13 protein-coding genes are annotated in these 16,515 nt (G+C 63.3%); 7 read left to right on the top strand and 6 right to left on the bottom strand.

What is annotated here, in order from left to right; all coding sequences use genetic code 11:
* Positions 1-53: 53 nt before the first annotated feature.
* Positions 54-1,424, bottom strand: coding sequence for an aspartate aminotransferase family protein (locus GXP34_09610; GenBank protein ID NOY56228.1), 1,371 nt, complete (start codon positions 1,422-1,424; stop codon positions 54-56).
* 103 nt (positions 1,425-1,527) lie between these two features.
* Between GXP34_09610 and GXP34_09605 the strand changes: the two genes are divergently transcribed.
* Genes GXP34_09605 through GXP34_09595 form a run of 3 tightly spaced genes read left to right on the top strand, consistent with a single transcriptional unit; the run spans position 1,528 to position 2,757 of the window.
* Complete coding sequence (locus tag GXP34_09605; protein ID NOY56227.1) at positions 1,528-1,779, top strand: peroxidase; 252 nt, start codon at positions 1,528-1,530, stop codon at positions 1,777-1,779.
* Positions 1,780-1,827: 48 nt separating this feature from the next.
* Entirely contained in the window at positions 1,828-2,085 is a 258-nt protein-coding gene (locus GXP34_09600; GenBank protein NOY56226.1) for a peroxidase, read from the top strand.
* Positions 2,086-2,145: 60 nt separating this feature from the next.
* Positions 2,146-2,757 carry a hypothetical protein gene (locus GXP34_09595; protein ID NOY56225.1) on the top strand — a complete coding sequence of 204 codons (612 nt, stop codon included), beginning with the start codon at positions 2,146-2,148 and terminating at the stop codon, positions 2,755-2,757.
* A 1,416-nt stretch (positions 2,758-4,173) separates the two neighbouring features.
* On the opposite strand, the gene GXP34_09590 is transcribed toward GXP34_09595, so the two are convergent.
* Positions 4,174-4,647, bottom strand: coding sequence for a hypothetical protein (locus tag GXP34_09590; protein NOY56224.1), 474 nt, complete (start codon positions 4,645-4,647; stop codon positions 4,174-4,176).
* Between the two features lie 146 nt (positions 4,648-4,793).
* Positions 4,794-8,198, bottom strand: a complete 3,405-nt coding sequence (locus tag GXP34_09585; GenBank protein ID NOY56223.1) for a vitamin B12-dependent ribonucleotide reductase — start codon at positions 8,196-8,198, stop codon at positions 4,794-4,796.
* 236 nt (positions 8,199-8,434) lie between these two features.
* Here GXP34_09585 and GXP34_09580 point away from each other — a divergent pair, with 236 nt between their 5' ends.
* Both GXP34_09580 and GXP34_09575 read left to right on the top strand, forming a co-directional pair.
* Positions 8,435-9,157 (top strand): class I SAM-dependent methyltransferase, encoded by a 723-nt coding sequence (locus GXP34_09580; protein ID NOY56222.1) that lies wholly within the window; start codon positions 8,435-8,437, stop codon positions 9,155-9,157.
* Positions 9,158-9,228: 71 nt separating this feature from the next.
* The gene (locus GXP34_09575; GenBank protein ID NOY56221.1) at positions 9,229-10,578 is read left to right on the top strand and encodes a TrpB-like pyridoxal phosphate-dependent enzyme; all 1,350 of its coding nucleotides are present in this window, start codon (positions 9,229-9,231) and stop codon (positions 10,576-10,578) included.
* A 19-nt stretch (positions 10,579-10,597) separates the two neighbouring features.
* Here the strand turns inward: GXP34_09575 and GXP34_09570 are convergent, their stop codons facing one another.
* Together GXP34_09570 and GXP34_09565 are read right to left on the bottom strand one after the other, a co-directional pair.
* Positions 10,598-11,524, bottom strand: a complete 927-nt coding sequence (locus GXP34_09570; GenBank protein ID NOY56220.1) for an NAD-dependent dehydratase — start codon at positions 11,522-11,524, stop codon at positions 10,598-10,600.
* A 378-nt stretch (positions 11,525-11,902) separates the two neighbouring features.
* Complete coding sequence (locus GXP34_09565) at positions 11,903-13,819, bottom strand: S9 family peptidase (GenBank protein ID NOY56219.1); 1,917 nt, start codon at positions 13,817-13,819, stop codon at positions 11,903-11,905.
* A 181-nt stretch (positions 13,820-14,000) separates the two neighbouring features.
* Here GXP34_09565 and tdh point away from each other — a divergent pair, with 181 nt between their 5' ends.
* Together tdh and GXP34_09555 are read left to right on the top strand one after the other, a co-directional pair.
* On the top strand, positions 14,001-15,059 hold the full coding sequence (tdh, locus tag GXP34_09560; GenBank protein NOY56218.1) for an L-threonine 3-dehydrogenase: 1,059 nt from the start codon (positions 14,001-14,003) through the stop codon (positions 15,057-15,059).
* Positions 15,060-15,080: 21 nt separating this feature from the next.
* Positions 15,081-16,265: a glycine C-acetyltransferase gene (locus tag GXP34_09555; protein ID NOY56217.1), complete on the top strand. Its 1,185-nt coding sequence runs from the start codon at positions 15,081-15,083 to the stop codon at positions 16,263-16,265.
* A gap of 59 nt (positions 16,266-16,324) precedes the next feature.
* On the opposite strand, the gene GXP34_09550 is transcribed toward GXP34_09555, so the two are convergent.
* Positions 16,325-16,515: hypothetical protein (locus GXP34_09550; GenBank protein ID NOY56216.1), on the bottom strand; the 191-nt coding region annotated here is incomplete at its 5' end.

Here is a 16,515-nt window from a genome sequence, read left to right as displayed (position 1 = left end):
ATCCAACGATCGTTCGATGCCGAGGGGAGGGTGGTCTGCCGTGGGGCGGCGCTTCAGGTGACGGTGCGTACGGCGCCGGCGAACTCGGCGATGGTGCGGTCCACGTCCGTGTCCTTGGTGGCCCAGCTCGACACGGAGATTCGTATGGCCGTTCGTCCGTTCCATGTGGTGCCACCCATCCAGGCGACACCGCCGTCCTGCACGTGGTTCAAGATCCGTTCGGTGGTGTGGTCGTCACCGAAGCGTACGAGGACCTGGTTCAGGACCACGTCGTTGAGGATCGTCGCGCCGGGAAGTCGGGAGATGCCGTCCGCAAGACGGCGTGCGTGCGCGCACGAACGGTCGACGAGATCTGTGACGCCATTCCTGCCCAGCGATCGAAGTGCCGCGTACACGGCGAATCCGCGAGCGCGTCGCGACGCGTCAGGTGTCCAATCGATGGCGTCACGCTCGGTTGCCGAAGGCAGAAGGTATGCGGCCTCGCCGAGCATCGCGGCGCGGTGGGCCTCCGGATGTGCACAGACCGCCACACCGGAGTCGTAGGGAACGTTGAGCCACTTGTGCGCATCGAACGCCCACGAGTCCGCGAGTTCGAGCCCGTCGGTGAGGTGCCGCAACGACGCGCTCACTCGCGCCCAGATGCCGAACGCTCCGTCGACATGGGTCCATGCGCCATGTTCGGCTGCGATCCCGATCACTGCCGAGAGAGGGTCGAACGCCCCGGTGTTCACCTCTCCGGCCTGTGCGACGACGATGACCGGCCCTGTCCCGGCAGCGAGTGTCTCGCCCAAGGCATCGGGGAGGATCCTGCCTTGGTCGTCCGTGTCCACGGGCTCGATGGCCGTCTCGCCGATGCCGAGGAGGCGCAGCGCCCGGTCGACGGTCATGTGCCTGTGCCGACCGGTGACCACGCGAATGCGAGGGGCGCCACCGAGACCATGCTCGGAGACGTTCCACCCGACCCGTCGCAGCACCTCGTGGCGGGCCGCGGCGAGGCAGGTGACGTGCGCCATCTGGCACCCGGTCACGAATCCGACGGATGCGCCGGTCGGGAGCCGGAGCAGGTCCTTGATCCAGGCCGCGGCGACCTCCTCGACGATGGCTGCCGCCGGGCTGGACAGGTACGAGAAGGCGTTCTGATCCCAGGCCGCGGCGAGCCAATCGGCAGCCAGGGCGGCGGGGACGGAACCTCCCGTGACGAACCCGAAGTAGCGTCCACCGGCCCCGGAAACGAGGCCGGGCTCCGCCGCGGCGACCAGCTCCTCGATGACCCGGTCGGGATCCACGCCGGCGTCGGGGAGCGGTACGGCCAGGAGTGTTCGGAGATCATCGGGTTGTACGTGCGGGAAGACCGGCCTCCGGTCGAGGGTCGAGAGGTCGGCGAGTCTGGCGGTTTGGCGGAGCAGCCCGCTGATGTCATCCATGCGGCGATCCTAGAGATCGAGGGAGGGTCGATGTCGCAGTTTCGGTTCCCAGGATTCCCCTCCCACATGAGTATGGTCGTGAGCGATGGAGGAGGACACGCCAATGGCATTCATCGAGACGATCGACGATCGGGATTGGGACGACGGGGAGCTCGGTGAGCTGCACGCGAGGGCCGTCGACCCTGCCTACGGGCGGGTGGACAACATCATGACCATCCACTCCCTCGATCCGGGCAGCATGAGCACCCATCTGGACCTGTACCGGCAGGCGATGCGCGGCACGAAGACGCTCCGAAAGGTCGACCGGGAGATGATTGCTCTGGTCGTGAGCACGATCAACCAGTGCCACTACTGAATCACCCATCACCGGCGTGGTCTGCGCCGGCTGCTGAGAGACGACGAGTTGCTCGGCCGGATCGAGGCGGGTTTCGAGACGGCCGGTCTCGACGAGCGGCGCCTCGCGATGCTCCGGTTTGCCACGAAGGTGACGGTCGCCCCGTCGACGGTGACGGCGGAGGACGTTGCGAGTTTGCGGGCTGTGGCGTTTTCCGACCTCGATGTGCTGCACATCACCGAAGTGGCCGCCTACTACGCCTACGTCAACCGGATCGCCGACGCACTCGGCGTCGAGTTGGAGCCCTGGATTCCCGACGATGTCTGAGGCTGTCAGGGTGTAGTCGATTTGGTGTAGTGGCAGGGAGCGCGCCAGGATTCCCGGCTCATGCGACATCTACGGCGTCTCGTTGCTCCCACCCTCGTGTTGCTCTTCGTCCTTGGCGTCTCTGCGGGGGCGGCCGCAGACGTCCAGATCCTTCGGTCCGATGACGCTGCGTATGTCACCGATCTCGAGGGGCAGGGATTAGCGAACGGACGTCTGCCCGACGAGGCCCTCGTCGAGGTCGACGGAAGCCAGAGCCTGTGCCTTCTCGAAGCCGACGCCGCGTCGCGATGGCTGCAGCTCGTAGCCGATGCGGCAGCCGACGGCGTGCAGATCGAAGCTGCCTGGTGTTACCGCAGTCTCGCGTCACAGCGCCAGACCTACATCCGCAACTGCGGGTCGCTCCACGCGCCGCCGAGCGCCTGCAACAAGGCGACGGCCACCCCGGGACGATCGAACCACGGCTGGGGCCGGGCCATCGACGTGACCTCGAACGGCCGGCAGGTCAACTGCCGCAGCGAGGCGTTCCGGTGGCTGACCGAACACGGTGCGGAGCACGGGTGGGTGCTTCCGTTCTGGGCCGTCTGCGGCGGCGACACCCCGGAGCCGTGGCACTGGGAGTGGGGCGGGATCGACGAACCTCCGGTGTTCCCGGTGGGCATGCGACCGGTCTAGAGGTGTGTCGCCCAAGTGATTGCCGGGTCTCTCCGGCCCTCGACGCCCCTGGCTACGTCCTCCGCCTCGACGCATCTTCAGGTGCGCCTTCGTCCTGGTGGTTCTGCCTCCCCCAGCGGAGAAAGTGGTCGAGGCGAGGAACGAGCCGAGGTCGATAGGGGGAGATGCGCCTGCGGAGCAGGTGTCCTGGCGTGAGCCAGGGCTCGATGCCGCATGGCTCGGGGAAACCGATACGAACTCGGAAGTGCGAGCCGGTCGCCGTTGTACGGAGCCACCGGAGCATGGATCGCTTCATGTTCATGGGTGAACATCGACCAGATCGCATCTCCGGTATTCGGATCCAGTCGCGCGAGTGCTCCTTAGTCGGGATCCGTCGCGTTGCCGGCTCGTCCAATCTCGGCGTACTGCCCGGTCACCAGGACCGCGTCGTGACAGTTGGACAGGATCAACGCGCTTCGTGAACGTCGCACTGGCTCCGGCTGGTTCCGTCATTCACACAGTGGATCTTCCGACAGAGGGGCGCCATCAATGGTAAGGACTGGTAGAAGCGCGTGTGGTTCTTGGTGGACGAGACGTGGGCGAGGTGTGTCATGTCAGGGCCGGCGTGCAGGTCCTTCGCACAGTTTTGACGTCGGTCCTTCGACTGGGAAACGGTGCACAAAGATCCGTCTGGACGAGGGTGACGTCAGCTACCCCTGTCCAGACGGACCATAGGGCAGATCATCGAACATGGTTCCGGGTGGGAACTCTTCTCTGCATACTTGGAGAGCCATCAGCCACAGGGCGTTGGCCGCCTCCTCCGGCGACGGCGGTCCCATGCTGTCGGGACGGGCAGAAACGGAAGCGTCCTCGGCGACGTACCGTTTGGCGAGGTCGGTGGCAACAGCCTTGTCCTATACGCCCAACGTGCATGCTTCGCTCAGCCGGGCCCTCCAGATGTCGCGGTCATACTGGTTGAGACCAGGCATGTTGACCCACGTTGAGTACACAGGGCGTAGTGCCTCGTCGGTCATGTCGATTGTGACAGCAGTCGTGTCTTCGCTCGACGAGGATGTTCCGCAGCCACCTGCAACGATGGCGAGGATGAGCATTGCGGCGATGCCAGTGGCCAATCGTGAATAGGTCGCCTTCATGGATCATGTCTCCGAGATTCGGCGTCGATGGCACCCATAGAAGAGGATAGAACCTGTTCCTGCCCTCGTTCTCGTGTTCCGATCAGAATGAGAGTGTGACGCTTTTCACGTGTAAAGCGTCATGAAAATGAGAGTGAAAGTTGCACACTCTCATTCTGGCAAGAGATGGCAGATACTGCGGCCCGTGTTGGCTCGGCGAGCCACCTGACACCCCATGTGCTGACCTACGAGAACGCCGAGTCGTCCCTACGAACCCGAATCTGCAGCGCCCCTCGTGGGGGCCCTATCCGTTGGGGCTCATGCTGGGAAACGGTAGGTCATCGATTGTTGTCTCGGCTGGGTATCTGTCTCTGCAGACCTGGAGAGCCATGAGCCACAAGGCGTCGGCTGCATCTTCGACCGATGGTGGCTCCTGCCCAGGTGTACGGGCAGCAAGGGAAGCGTCTTCGGCGATGTATCTGGTGGCGAGGTCGACGGCGACGGTCTTGTCCCAGACCCCCAGGGTGCATGCTTCGCTAAGCCGGCGTCTCCAGACGGCAGGGTCCAACTGCCTGAGGCCAAGCATGTTGACCCACGTCGAGTACACAGGGAACAGGGCCTCGTCGGTCATGTCGATGGGGAACGCCGTGGTGGTCACGTCGATCCTGGCCGCTGTCGTTTCCTGGATCGTCGAGCCTGCAGCGCAGCCGCCCGCAACGATGGCGAGCATGAGCATGGCGGCGACTCCGATGACGAATCGTGAGACGACTGCACTCATGGATCATGCCTCCGAGATGCGGTGTCGATGGCACCCGTAGAAGAGGATAGAACTTGTTCCTGCCGTCTGCTCCTCCCAGAATGAGAGTGTGACCGAGCCACTCTCATTCCGTGACGAAACACCGAATGAGAGTGTGACATTTCACATCACGAACAGCCGGTCGTGTCCCCGCAGTTGAGGCACTTGTAGCAGGTGCCGTTGCGGATCGTGATGTGCCCACACGTCGGACACAGGGGAGCGTCCCCCATCATGTCGGCGAGGGCCGACTGCACCGAAGCGGTCGCCACATCGCCTGCGGTCACCGGGCGCGACTGCTTCAGCGTCGTCGCGGCGGGCGTTCCCGGTCCGTGACCGTCTCGGGTATCGGCGAACTTCGCCGCCTTCCTCTCCACCTCGATGTCTTTCTCCATCGCAGCCTCGGTCAGATCGAGCTGGAGCCCCGCCTCGGTGACGAGCCCCTTCGGAGGTTCCGGAAGAGACGACGCCTGCGGCTTCACCTGGACCAGATCGGTCCGTCCCAGGTACTCGAGGCCGATCACCCGGAAGACATAGTCGACGATCGAGTTGGCCATCTTGATGTTTGGATGTCCTTCGACCATGCCGCGAGGTTCGAACGTGTGGAACGTGAACGTGTCCACAAACTCCTCGAGCGGCACCCCGTACTGCAAACCCTTGGACACCGCGATGGCAAAACAGGACAGCACACCTCGAAGTGTCGCTCCCTCCTTCGCCAGGTCGATGAACAATTCGCCGAGGGTTCCATCCTCGTACTCTCCGGTCCGCAGGAACACCTTGTGTCCGCCGATGCGTGCTTCCTGGGTCCACCCTTGCCGTTTCCCGGGGAGGAGGAACCGGGGTCGCCTGTGGCCGTTGCTGTATGCCTGCGTCGGGCTCGCCGCGTTCATGATCTCGCCCCAGGCAACCGCCTTTTCGTGCTCCAGGGCCAGCACGACGGTCTCCTCGTCCTCGTCGGAGGCGCCGTCATCGGATGAAGAAGAGAGCGGTTGTGACGCTTTCGAACCATCCCGGTAGAGCGCCATCGACTTCAATCCGAGGTCGGCCGACATCATGTAGGCCTCCTTGATGTCGTCGGGGGTGACCTCGTGCGGCATGTTGATCGTCTTGGAGATGGCACCGGTGATGAACGGCTGTGTCGCAGCCATCATCTTGATGTGTCCCACGTGGTGGATGAATCGCTTCCCGTGCTTCCCGTTGCGGTTCGCGGTGTCGAAGACCGCCAAGTCCTCATGGCGCAGACCAGGGGCACCCTCGATGGTCTGCACTCCACAGATGACGTCGTTGGCCTCCGCGATCTCCTGGGGTGAGAAGCCAAGAGACGCGAGGAGGTCGAATCCCAACGATGTGTAATCCTCTGGTTTCAGACCGATCTCCAACAGGGAGTCTTCACCGACTACGAACACGTTGAACGCGTGCCGAAGTTCGAAAACACTCGGGATCGTGCGCTCGATCCTGTCGATGGCTCCTTCGGAGAGCCCCCTTGCCCGCAAGGACTCATAGTTCACATGAGGGGCGCCCTCGAGTGTCATCGTGCCTGCGACATAACGAACGATTCGCTCGATCTGCGTCTCGTCGTAATCGAGGCGTCGCAGCGCGGGTGCGATCGACTGATTAGCGATCTTGAAGTAGCCGCCACCGGCCAGTTTCTTGAACTTCACGAGTGCAAAATCCGGTTCGACGCCCGTCGTGTCGCAATCCATCAGCAAACCGATCGTGCCGGTCGGGGCAAGCGTGGAGACCTGCGCGTTGCGGAATCCGTGGTCTTCACCTGCGGCGAGGGCTTCGTCCCACGCGTGGCGGGCCGCTTCGAGGAGCGAATCCGGAGCCAGGTCCGGGTTGATCCCCATGACGTAGTGACTCACACCTTCGTACGCGTCGGCAGGAGCGTTGTAGGCAGCACGGCGATGGTTCCGGATGACGCGCAGCATCGACTCGGCGTTCTCCGACCACTTCGGGAACGGTCCGAGCACACTGGCCATCTCGGCCGACGTCTTGTACGCGACACCCGTGAGAATCGCCGTCAAGGCTCCGGCGATCGCACGGCCACCGTCGGAGTCGTACGGGAACCCCGAACGCATGAGGAGCGAACCGAGGTTCGCATAACCGAGACCGAGGGTCCGGTAGTCGTAGGAGCCCTGGGCGATCGGCTTGGCGGGGAAGTGCGCCATGGTGACGGAGATCTCCAGCACGATCGTCCAGATCCTGATTGCGTGCTCGTACGCCTCGATGTCGAAGTTTCCCGACTCGTCGTCGTAGAACTTCACGAGATTGAGACTCGCCAGGTTGCAGGCGGTGTCATCCAGAAAAAGGTATTCGGAACAGGGGTTGGAGGCCCTGATCTCGCCACCGGCAGGGCACGTGTGCCACTCGTTGATGGTGGTGTGAAACTGTATCCCCGGGTCCGCACAGGCCCACGCAGCCTCGGCGATCTGACGCCAGAGGTCTCGTGCTTTCACCGTCCTACGGACTTTGCCGGTGCTGCGCTCGATGAGGTCCCAATCCCCGTCGGTCTTCACCCGGCGGAGGAACTCGGCGGTCACCCGCACGGAGTTGTTCGAGTTCTGACCTGAGACCGTCTGGTATGCCTCGCCGTTGAAGTCCGAAGTGAGGCCTCCGTGCTCGATGAGGACTTTCGCCTTCTCCTCCTCGAGCCGTTTCCAGTTGATGAACTCCTCGATGTCGGGGTGGTCCATGTCGAGGATGACCATCTTGGCCGCCCTGCGGGTCGTGCCACCGGACTTGATCGCTCCGGCGGCTCGATCACCGATCTTGAGGAACGACATCACACCGGAGGACTTGCCACCACCGGAAAGCGGTTCGCCTTCGGCACGAATCGACGAGAAGTTGGTTCCCGTTCCGGAGCCGAACTTGAACAGGCGAGCCTCACGAGTCCAGAGATCCATGATGCCGCCCTCGTTGACGAGATCGTCCTTGACGCTCTGGATGAAACAGGCGTGAGGGGATGGGCGGCTATACGAGTCGGGAGAGGAGACCAGCTCTTCCGTGTCGGGATCGACGTACCAGAAACCCTGCTCGGGACCCGTCAAGCCGTACGCCCAGTTGATACCCGTGTTGAACCACTGTGGGCTGTTCGGGGCGGCCATCTGATTGGCCAGCATGTACTTCAACTCGTCTTCAAACGCTCGGGCGTCCTCCTCCGAGGAGAAGTATCCGTGCTGTTCTCCCCACCAGCGCCATGCGCCGGTGAGGCGATCGAACACCTGCTTGGCGGAACTCTCAGGACCCAATACCGGCTCGCCGTTGCCGTCCACGAGCGGGTTGCCGTGTTCGTCTGTCTGCGGTATGCCCGCCTTACGGAAGTACTTCGACACCATGATGTCCGAGGCAACTTGGGACCACGCTGCCGGGACCTCCGCATCCTTCATCTCGAAGACGATCGATCCGTCGGGATTCGTGATGCGGGAATCCCGAAAGGTCCAGTCGATCTCTTCGTACGGATCACGCCCAGCCTTGGTGAAGCGGCGGGTGATGCGAAGCCTGGCGGTCATTTCACTCCCTTCGGAATAGCTCATGCGAGTCAAACCACTACATGTTGTGGTCAGAGGGGGAGTGACCTACGACATATGGTGTTGAGCTTCAACACTTTAATCGCAAGCATGTAATTACGTCAATGGTATCCGGGGTCCATTTTTCGCGCTATTTCGCGATAGTCACTCCGGTCTGCGGGGACTCTACGTGGCCGACCCCGGTTCGCGAAAACCGGAGTCGAAGGGGGATTTCGCGCCTGCCTCTCGGCTACGCTCCAGGGATGGGGACCCGCCTGTACGAGGATCTCGCCGTCTGGTGGCCGCTGCTCTCGGCACCGGAGGACTACGCCGAAGAGGCAGCGGCGTACGCGGGGATCATCGATGCCGGGACACCGCGGCGCGTGCACACGGTTCTCGAACTGGGATGTGGCGGTGGTAACACCGCCTCCCACCTCAAGCAGCACTACCAGATGACGCTGACCGACTTGTCTCCGGAGATGCTCACCATGAGCAGACGCCTCAACCCGGAGTGCGAGCACCGTCAGGGTGACATGCGCTCCCTGCGACTCGGCCGGCGTTTCGATGCCGTCCTCACACACGACGCAGTCATGTATATGACCACCCCGGCCGACCTCCGTGCCACGATCGATACGGCGTACGCACATGTCGACGTAGACGGTGTCGCCCTCTTCGTTCCCGACTGCATCCGGTCGACCTTTCGCCCGTCGACGTCCCACGGCGGCCACGACGGTGAAGGTCGAGCACTCCGGTACCTGTCGTGGAGCTACGACCCGGACCCGGAAGACCACACGTTCGTCACCGATTTCGTCTATCTGCTGCGTACGGGAGGCGACGTCGAAGCGGTCCACGACCGTCATCTCATGGGCCTGTTCTCTCGAGAAGAATGGCTCGAGATGCTGAACGATGTCGGATTCGATCCGATTGTCGTTCAGGCAGACCTGACCGATCCGGGGCCGGTCGACGTGTTCATCGGCCGGCGATAACCAGTTGCCATAACGAATCCGATCGGCTCTACTACAGCCCCACATCCGGACGGGTGAAGGAGGACGACACCATGGATACGAAGATCACGCTCCCGGAAGCGGAGATTCCGACGCACTGGTACAACGTCGTCGCCGACATGCCGAACCCGCCGGCTCCGTCACTGGGCCCCGACGGAAACCCGATCGGGCCAGAAGCTCTTGCTGCGATCTTCCCCGAGGCGCTCATCGGTCAGGAGGTCTCGTCCGAGCGTTGGATTCCGATCCCCGAAGAAGTTCGGGACATCTATCGGCTGTGGAGGCCGTCCCCACTCATTCGAGCACACCGTTTGGAGGAAGCACTCGATACGCCGGCTCGTATCTACTACAAGTACGAAGGCGTGAGTCCCGCCGGTTCGCACAAGCCGAACACTGCGGTGGCGCAGGCCTACTACAACAAGCAGGCGGGCATCGAGCGCCTCTCGACGGAGACGGGTGCCGGCCAGTGGGGGTCGGCGCTTGCACTCGCCGGGCGCCTCTTCGGAATAGAGGTCGTCGTCTACATGGTCCGGGTCAGCTTCGAGCAGAAGCCGTTCCGTCGCTCGATGATGCAGACCTGGGGCGCAGACGTGTACGCAAGCCCGAGCGACCGGACCGAGGCGGGACGTGGCATCCTCGCCAACGACCCCGAATCGCCCGGATCCCTTGGGATCGCGATCTCCGAAGCCGTGGAGGAGGCGGCGACGCGAGAGGACACGAACTACTCGCTCGGATCGGTCCTCAACCATGTGCTCCTTCATCAGACCGTCATCGGCCTGGAGGCGAAGAAGCAGTTCGAACTCGTCGGAGACTATCCCGACGTCGTGTTCGGGCCCTGCGGCGGTGGTTCCAGTTTCGGGGGAGCGGCGTTCCCGTTCTTCGCCGACAAGGCGGCAGGAAAGGACATTCGCCTCGTCGCGGTCGAACCGTCCTCGTGTCCGACACTGACGCGCGGGACCTATGCCTACGATTTCGGCGACACCGCCGGGCTCACACCGATGATGAAGATGTTTACGCTCGGACACGATTTCGTGCCTCCGACGATCCATGCCGGGGGCTTGCGCTATCACGGTGACTCACCCCTGATTTCCCAACTGCACGATGAGGGGGTCATCGACGCCATCGCACTTCCCCAACTCGCGACGTTCGAAGCCGGTGTGACGTTCGCAAGAACCGAAGGGATCATCCCGGCACCCGAGTCGAATCATGCGGTGAGGGCTGCCATCGACGAGGCGCTGGTGTGCAAGGAGACGGGCCGACCCGAGACGATCTTCTTCAATCTCACCGGGCATGGGCACTTCGACATGGCTGCCTACGATCGCTACTTCGCAGGTGATCTGGTGGACTACGAGTACCCGGAAGAGGCGATCGCGAAGTCGCTGGCCCATCTGCCCGCCATCGGTTGAAGGTCGGCCGTCGGACTTCTCAGATTCCGAGGGTCAGGTCGGGCAGGGCGTCGTCCTCGGCCGTGTAGTCGAACCGGTGCGGAGGGAGATCGTCGGGCATGTTGGCCAGCTCCCACTCCACCGTACGTCGCATCGCGTCGACGAAGGGCACCCGTTCGGTATAACCGAGTTCGGTGCGGATGCGACTCGTGTCTACCTCGAGTGATTGGGAGAAGTCGAGATCGTCGCGAAGGTGCTCAGGGAGGCGATCCGAAGGCAGCGTGATGATCTCGCCCGTCCATCCGACCTGATCGGCAATGGCAAGGATCCACTCCGGCTCGGTGAGCGCCCTCGGCTCCGCGACGTTGTAGACCCGACCTTGTGCGCGATCGTCCGTCACGACCAACGCGATCGCGTCTGCCACGTTCTCGACGAAACACCGTGACCACCGCCACCCGGCCGTGGCTTCGTCGATGAGGATCGCCGGTCGCCCGTCGACCATTCTCTTGAGGTAGGGAAAGGGGCGATGTTGGTAGTCGCCGGGTCCGTACACGGCGGGCAATCGAAGGATCGATCCGGGCAGGTCGGGATCTGCGAGGTAGGTGTGCTCCACCGGAATCTTGTCGTAGTCGAACAGGGGGCTGTCTTCTCCCACCGTGTCTCGATACGGATACCGCTTCGATCGCAGCGGGGCGTCCTCGTCCATCGGCGTCGATACGGGGGGCAGGCGTTCCCTTCCTCGCAAGATGTCGTAGGCGAGGTAGACGTCCTGGCTGGAGATCCCGACGAGTCGGCCCGCAATACCGGAGAACGTCATCATCGTGTCGACTGCCTGGGCTCGGGTCAGCGGCATCACGTCGAGCACGACTTCTGGGCCGACACGTTCGAAGTCGGCGCGATGTTCCAGGATCTCCGTGCGGTCGCCGTGCAGGTGCCGCACGGGGGGCAGGCCGTCCGGCTCGGTCACACCCCGATGGAACAAGGTGACGTCACAGCCGAGGTTTGCACGGCATGAAACCCGATGAAACGGGTGCCACCGATCACGAGCACGTGCGGAGTTGTCATCAGCTCCGACCCTACGTGAATGTTCGGCACAGCGTCTGGGAACCCGCCGAGCGATGCATGGCGCGTATTCCCCGTTCCTCTACCCGCCTGCCCCCTACCGCAGCGCAAAGCGGCTGTGGTGCTTTCCCCCAAGCCCCCTCCCGGCTTCGCCGTACTCCCCCCCAACGCTCGCTTCGCTCGCTGGGGTGCCAAGAGACGCCGCTGTCGCCTTACGGTCGCGATACGAAATACGAAATACGAAGTACGAAATACTCGGTACCAGAGGCACCAGGTACCTGCATTACTCAGCAGAGTCCTGGGGACGCAAGTGTTTGGTCAGAAAGTCGGCGATGGCTTCGTACGCGCGCAGCTTGTTTTCTCGTTTGACCATGTCATGGCCTTCGTCATCGAAGACGAGGTACTCGATCTCCTTGCCTTGGGCCCGCAAGTCGTGGACGAGTTGGTTGGATTCGCCGACCACGACCCTCGGGTCGTTCCGACCTTGGATGACGAGCATCGGGCACGCCAGATCGCCAAGGTACGTCTTCGGTGAGCGTTCCACCAGAAAGTCGTGATCACGTTCGGGGTGTCCGATCGCCATGTGGAAGTAGGTCTTCCACGTTTCCGGCAGACTTTCGACAAAGGTGATGAGGTCGTACGGACCGAACATGTCGATCGCAGCCGACCACAGGCGCGGGTGCCGGCCTGCGAGCTCGAGCGTCATGTAGCCACCGTAGGAACGGCCGAGCACTCCCATGCGCGATGTGTCGACTCGCGCATCGTTCTTCAAGTGCTCGATCGCTGCGACGTGATCGAGGAGATCCTTCCCACCCCAGTCGCGATCCACTTGCTTCATGTACGACAGTCCGTAGCCCTTCGAACCTCGCACGTTGGGGACGAATACGGCGAAGCCGCGCAGGGAGAGGTACTGGATCAGGGGCATGGAGAACCACGTGAAGTCTGGGCGCTCCTGACTTTGCGGTCCTCCGTGGATGTAGTAGGCAATCGGTCGCGGGCCCACGAAACCGAGGGTTTCGGGTGGAAGGTACAGGCGCGCCGAAATGTGCAATCCGTCGTGGCTTGCGTAGGAAGCGTCCTCGCCGGCCGACAGCAGCTCGCTGGAGAGTCCGAGTATGCGCTCATTGGTGTGTGGGACCACGTTGCGTTCACGGCCTTCGACGGTGAAGAGCTGCACAGGTGACGTCGCCGTCGAGAACGCCACGGCGAAGACATCCTGGTCCCGGTCGTAGGAGCTGTGCGCGGCGACGCCATCGTGAAGCGGTCCCTCACCCCAGAGCACGGTCCCGGCCTCGAGGTGCAGCGCCGACTCGTCGAAGGTCGCTTCGTACGCCCACGAGCAGCCGTCGATGTTGTAGCCGATCAGGAAGCGGTCTCCGTCGAGATGCTCCAGAGTGGTGAACTCTCCGGCGCCCTCATGGATCGTCCCGCCGATCGTGACCGGCAGGACCTCTCCTCCCTCCTCGAGAGGGATCCAGCCACATCCGCCCCTGTCGCTGAACAGCGTTGTCTCGGTGAGGATGCCGCGATCCCCGCGAAAGAAACACACATCGAAGCCGGTGGGAAGAACGGCATCGTCGGCCGCTCGTTGCTCGATGGGTGTGCCGGCCAGCAACCGGCGTTGTCCGGTGGTCTTCTCCCAGAGATAGAGAACGGTATCGGCGGCGGAGTAGCTGTCGATGAGAGCGACGCTCGTGAGGTCGTCGTTGAAACCTGCGACGTAGTTGCCGTAGACGCTCGTGCCAAGGTCGAGGAGATCGCCGGTGGAGAGATCGGCCACGTAAGAACCGTGTTTGGGACTCACGCGTGGATCGACGCTGAACACGGCGAGGTGGTGATTCCGACGGCTCTGGATGAGATTCACCTGCTGATCGGTGAATCGGTCGCCCAACATCGGTTCCGGGATACCGCCCGCGAGAGGGATGATGTGCGGCTGGTAGTTCTCGTTGCCGTCCTCGTCGATCATCACGAGGATCCTGTCGAGATCGGGGAAAACGGAGAACAGCTCACCGTTGATGAGCTTCGGGTTTGCCAGAGCGATGCCGCCGGGGATGAGTGGTTCGGGCACGCTCCCGCCACGGCGCATGCGATACAGACTCATCCGACCGGACAAGTCGCTTGCGAAGTAGAGGTGCTCGCCGGCGACTTCGGGGTTGAGGAACAGTCTCGCGGACAAGAGGGATTCGGCCGAGGGGTGCATCGAGAGGCCTTCCGTGGATTCCGGTTGGGAAGCCTACGGGATGTCGGTGGTTACGGCAGGGCTTTCGGGCGCCGCCCTCTCCCGTCACCGCGTGAGAAGATCCGGCCGCCGACCACCAACTCGCCTCGGATCGGGCAGTCGGGCAGAAGGAGATCGGTCGTGACGCGGTAGCCTGGGTTCGATGCGCGCGATCGTCATACCGTCACCTGGTCCGGGACTCGAAATGGTCGACGTCCCCATCCCGACTCCGGGGCCGGCAGACGTACTCATCCAGGTCAAGGCGACGTCGATCTGCGGAACGGACCTGCACATCCGGGACTGGGACCCGTGGGCGCAGGCGCACGTCCTGCCGCCACTCACCGTAGGGCACGAACTCTGCGGCATCGTCGTCGACAGAGGATCCGATGTCGACGGTCCCGAGATCGGTCGGTTGGTGTCCGTCGAGTCACATGTCGTCTGTGAACGGTGCCGCTTCTGCCGTACCGGGAAGGGCCATCTGTGCGAGAACACGCAGATCCTCGGTGTGCACCGTGATGGCGCCTACGCCGAATACGTCTCCGTGCCCGCCATCAATGCATGGCCCGACCCGCCGGACATGCCGTACTCGATCGCCTCTCTGCAGGAGAACTTCGGCAATGCCGTGCACACGGTCTCGGCGACGAACATCTCGGGCCGCAAGGTCCTCGTGACCGGCTGTGGTCCGGTCGGGGTCATGGCGATCGCGGCGGCGAAGGCGCTCGGTGCTCGGGCCGTCTATGCGACGGACGTGTCGGACTACCGGCTGGGCCTCGCGCAAACGATGGGTGCCGACCACACCTGGAATCCCATCCGGGACGCCGTCGTCGAACTCGGTCTCGAGGCCACCGACGGCGAAGGCGTCGACGTGCTCCTCGAGATGTCCGGTGCGCCGGCTGCGATCCGGGACGGCTTTGCCCTCCTCAAACCGGGCGGCGAGGTCGCGCTGCTGGGCTTGTCGTCCGGTCCGATCCCCTTCGACTTGGACGACAACATCACGTTCAAGGGAGCGACCGTTCACGGCATCGTCGGGCGGAAGCTCTGGGACACCTGGTACGAGATGCGAGGTCTCCTTCGTTCGGGTGCCGTGGACCTTGCGCCACTCGTGACACACCGGTTTGCTCTGGACGACTACGAGAAGGCGTTCGACCTGATGGCTTCTGGAGAGTGCGGAAAAGTGGTCATGTTCCCGGACGAGGCAGACGCGGATGGACCATTGAACTGAGGACATCGAGCTGAGGTGATCATGGACAAGATCGGTTTCTTGAGGGATCAGATACGGGAGCTCAAAGACCAGGGCCTCTACAACACGATCCGCCACGTCGACGGACCGCAGGGGGCCTGGCTGACCGTCGACGGAAAGAAGGTTCTCAACTTCTGTTCGAACAACTACCTCGGCCTCGCCGATGATCCTCGTCTCGTCGAGGCGGCAAAAGCCGCCCTCGATCGGTACGGCGTCGGCCCGGGCGCAGTGCGCACGATCGCCGGGACGATGACGATCCACGACGAGTTGGAAGAGAAGCTCGCCGCGTTCAAGGGGGTCGAAGCGGCGATCTCGCTGCAGGCGGGGTTCGTCGCAAACGCCGGTACGATCCCGGCGCTGGTCGACAAGGAAGACGTGATCATCACCGACGAGTTGAACCATGCGTCGATCATCGACGGGGTGCGTCTCGCCAAGGCATCACGGAAGATCTACGCCCACTGCGACGTCGATGATCTACGGGGCAAGCTTGGCGAGGCCCGCGCCGAGGGCTTCAAACGCATCCTCGTCATCACCGATGGCGTGTTCTCCATGGATGGTGACGTCGCTCCGCTCGACCGGATCGTCGATGCCGCGGACGAATACGAGGCGATGGTGATGGTGGACGATGCGCACGGCGAAGGGGTTCTCGGGCGCGGAGGTCGCGGCATCGTCGACCACTTCGGACTCCATGGCAGGGTCGAAGTCGAGGTGGGCACGATGTCCAAGGCGTTCGGTGCCGTCGGCGGGTACGTCGCCGGCCCTGAAGCGGTCGTCGAGTGGCTGCGCCAGCGTGCCCGGCCGTTCCTGTTCTCCTCTGCGGTGACCCCGGCAGATGTCGCCGCGTGCATCGCGTCGGTGGAGATTCTGTCCGAGTCGACCGAACTGGTGGATCGGCTGTGGTCCAACGCCGCCTGGTTCAAAGGTGCGATGTCCGTGGCGGGGTTCGACATCGGGCATTCGGAGACGCCGATCACCCCGGTGATGCTCGGTGATGAGAAGGTCGCCCAGGAGTTCTCGCGGCGGTTGTTCGACGACGAGGCGGTGTTCGCCCAGGCAATCGCGTATCCGACGGTGCCGCTGGGCAAGGCGAGGATCCGGGTGATGATCTCCGCCGCGCATTCCCAGGAGGATTTGGAGTACGGCGCGGCGGCGTTCGGGAAGGTGGGGGAGGCGCTCGGGATGATCTGATTCCCCGTTCTCCTCACTGGAGGCCGCACCCCGCGGGGTGCGCATTGACGGGTTGGTGTCTAGGGGTAGGTTCCTTCCCAGTCGCTGCAGTCGGGTTCACCAGTGGGTGGACTGTTGTCGTTTCGGGGGGCGACCCAGGTCCAGGTGCCGGGCTCGTAGCGGGCGCCGGTGGGGGTGAGTGTGCCGGTGTGGATGTCGATGGCGGTCCAGGGGACGTCGTCGGCGGTGCCGTCGAGGAGGGCTTGTTCGT

It is taken from the genome of Actinomycetota bacterium, assembly GCA_013152275.1.
Classification (GTDB): Bacteria; Actinomycetota; Acidimicrobiia; order Spongiisociales; family UBA4744; genus BMS3Bbin01.
Note: the sequence above shows the minus strand (reverse complement) of the source record. Positions and strands in the feature narration are given on the sequence as shown.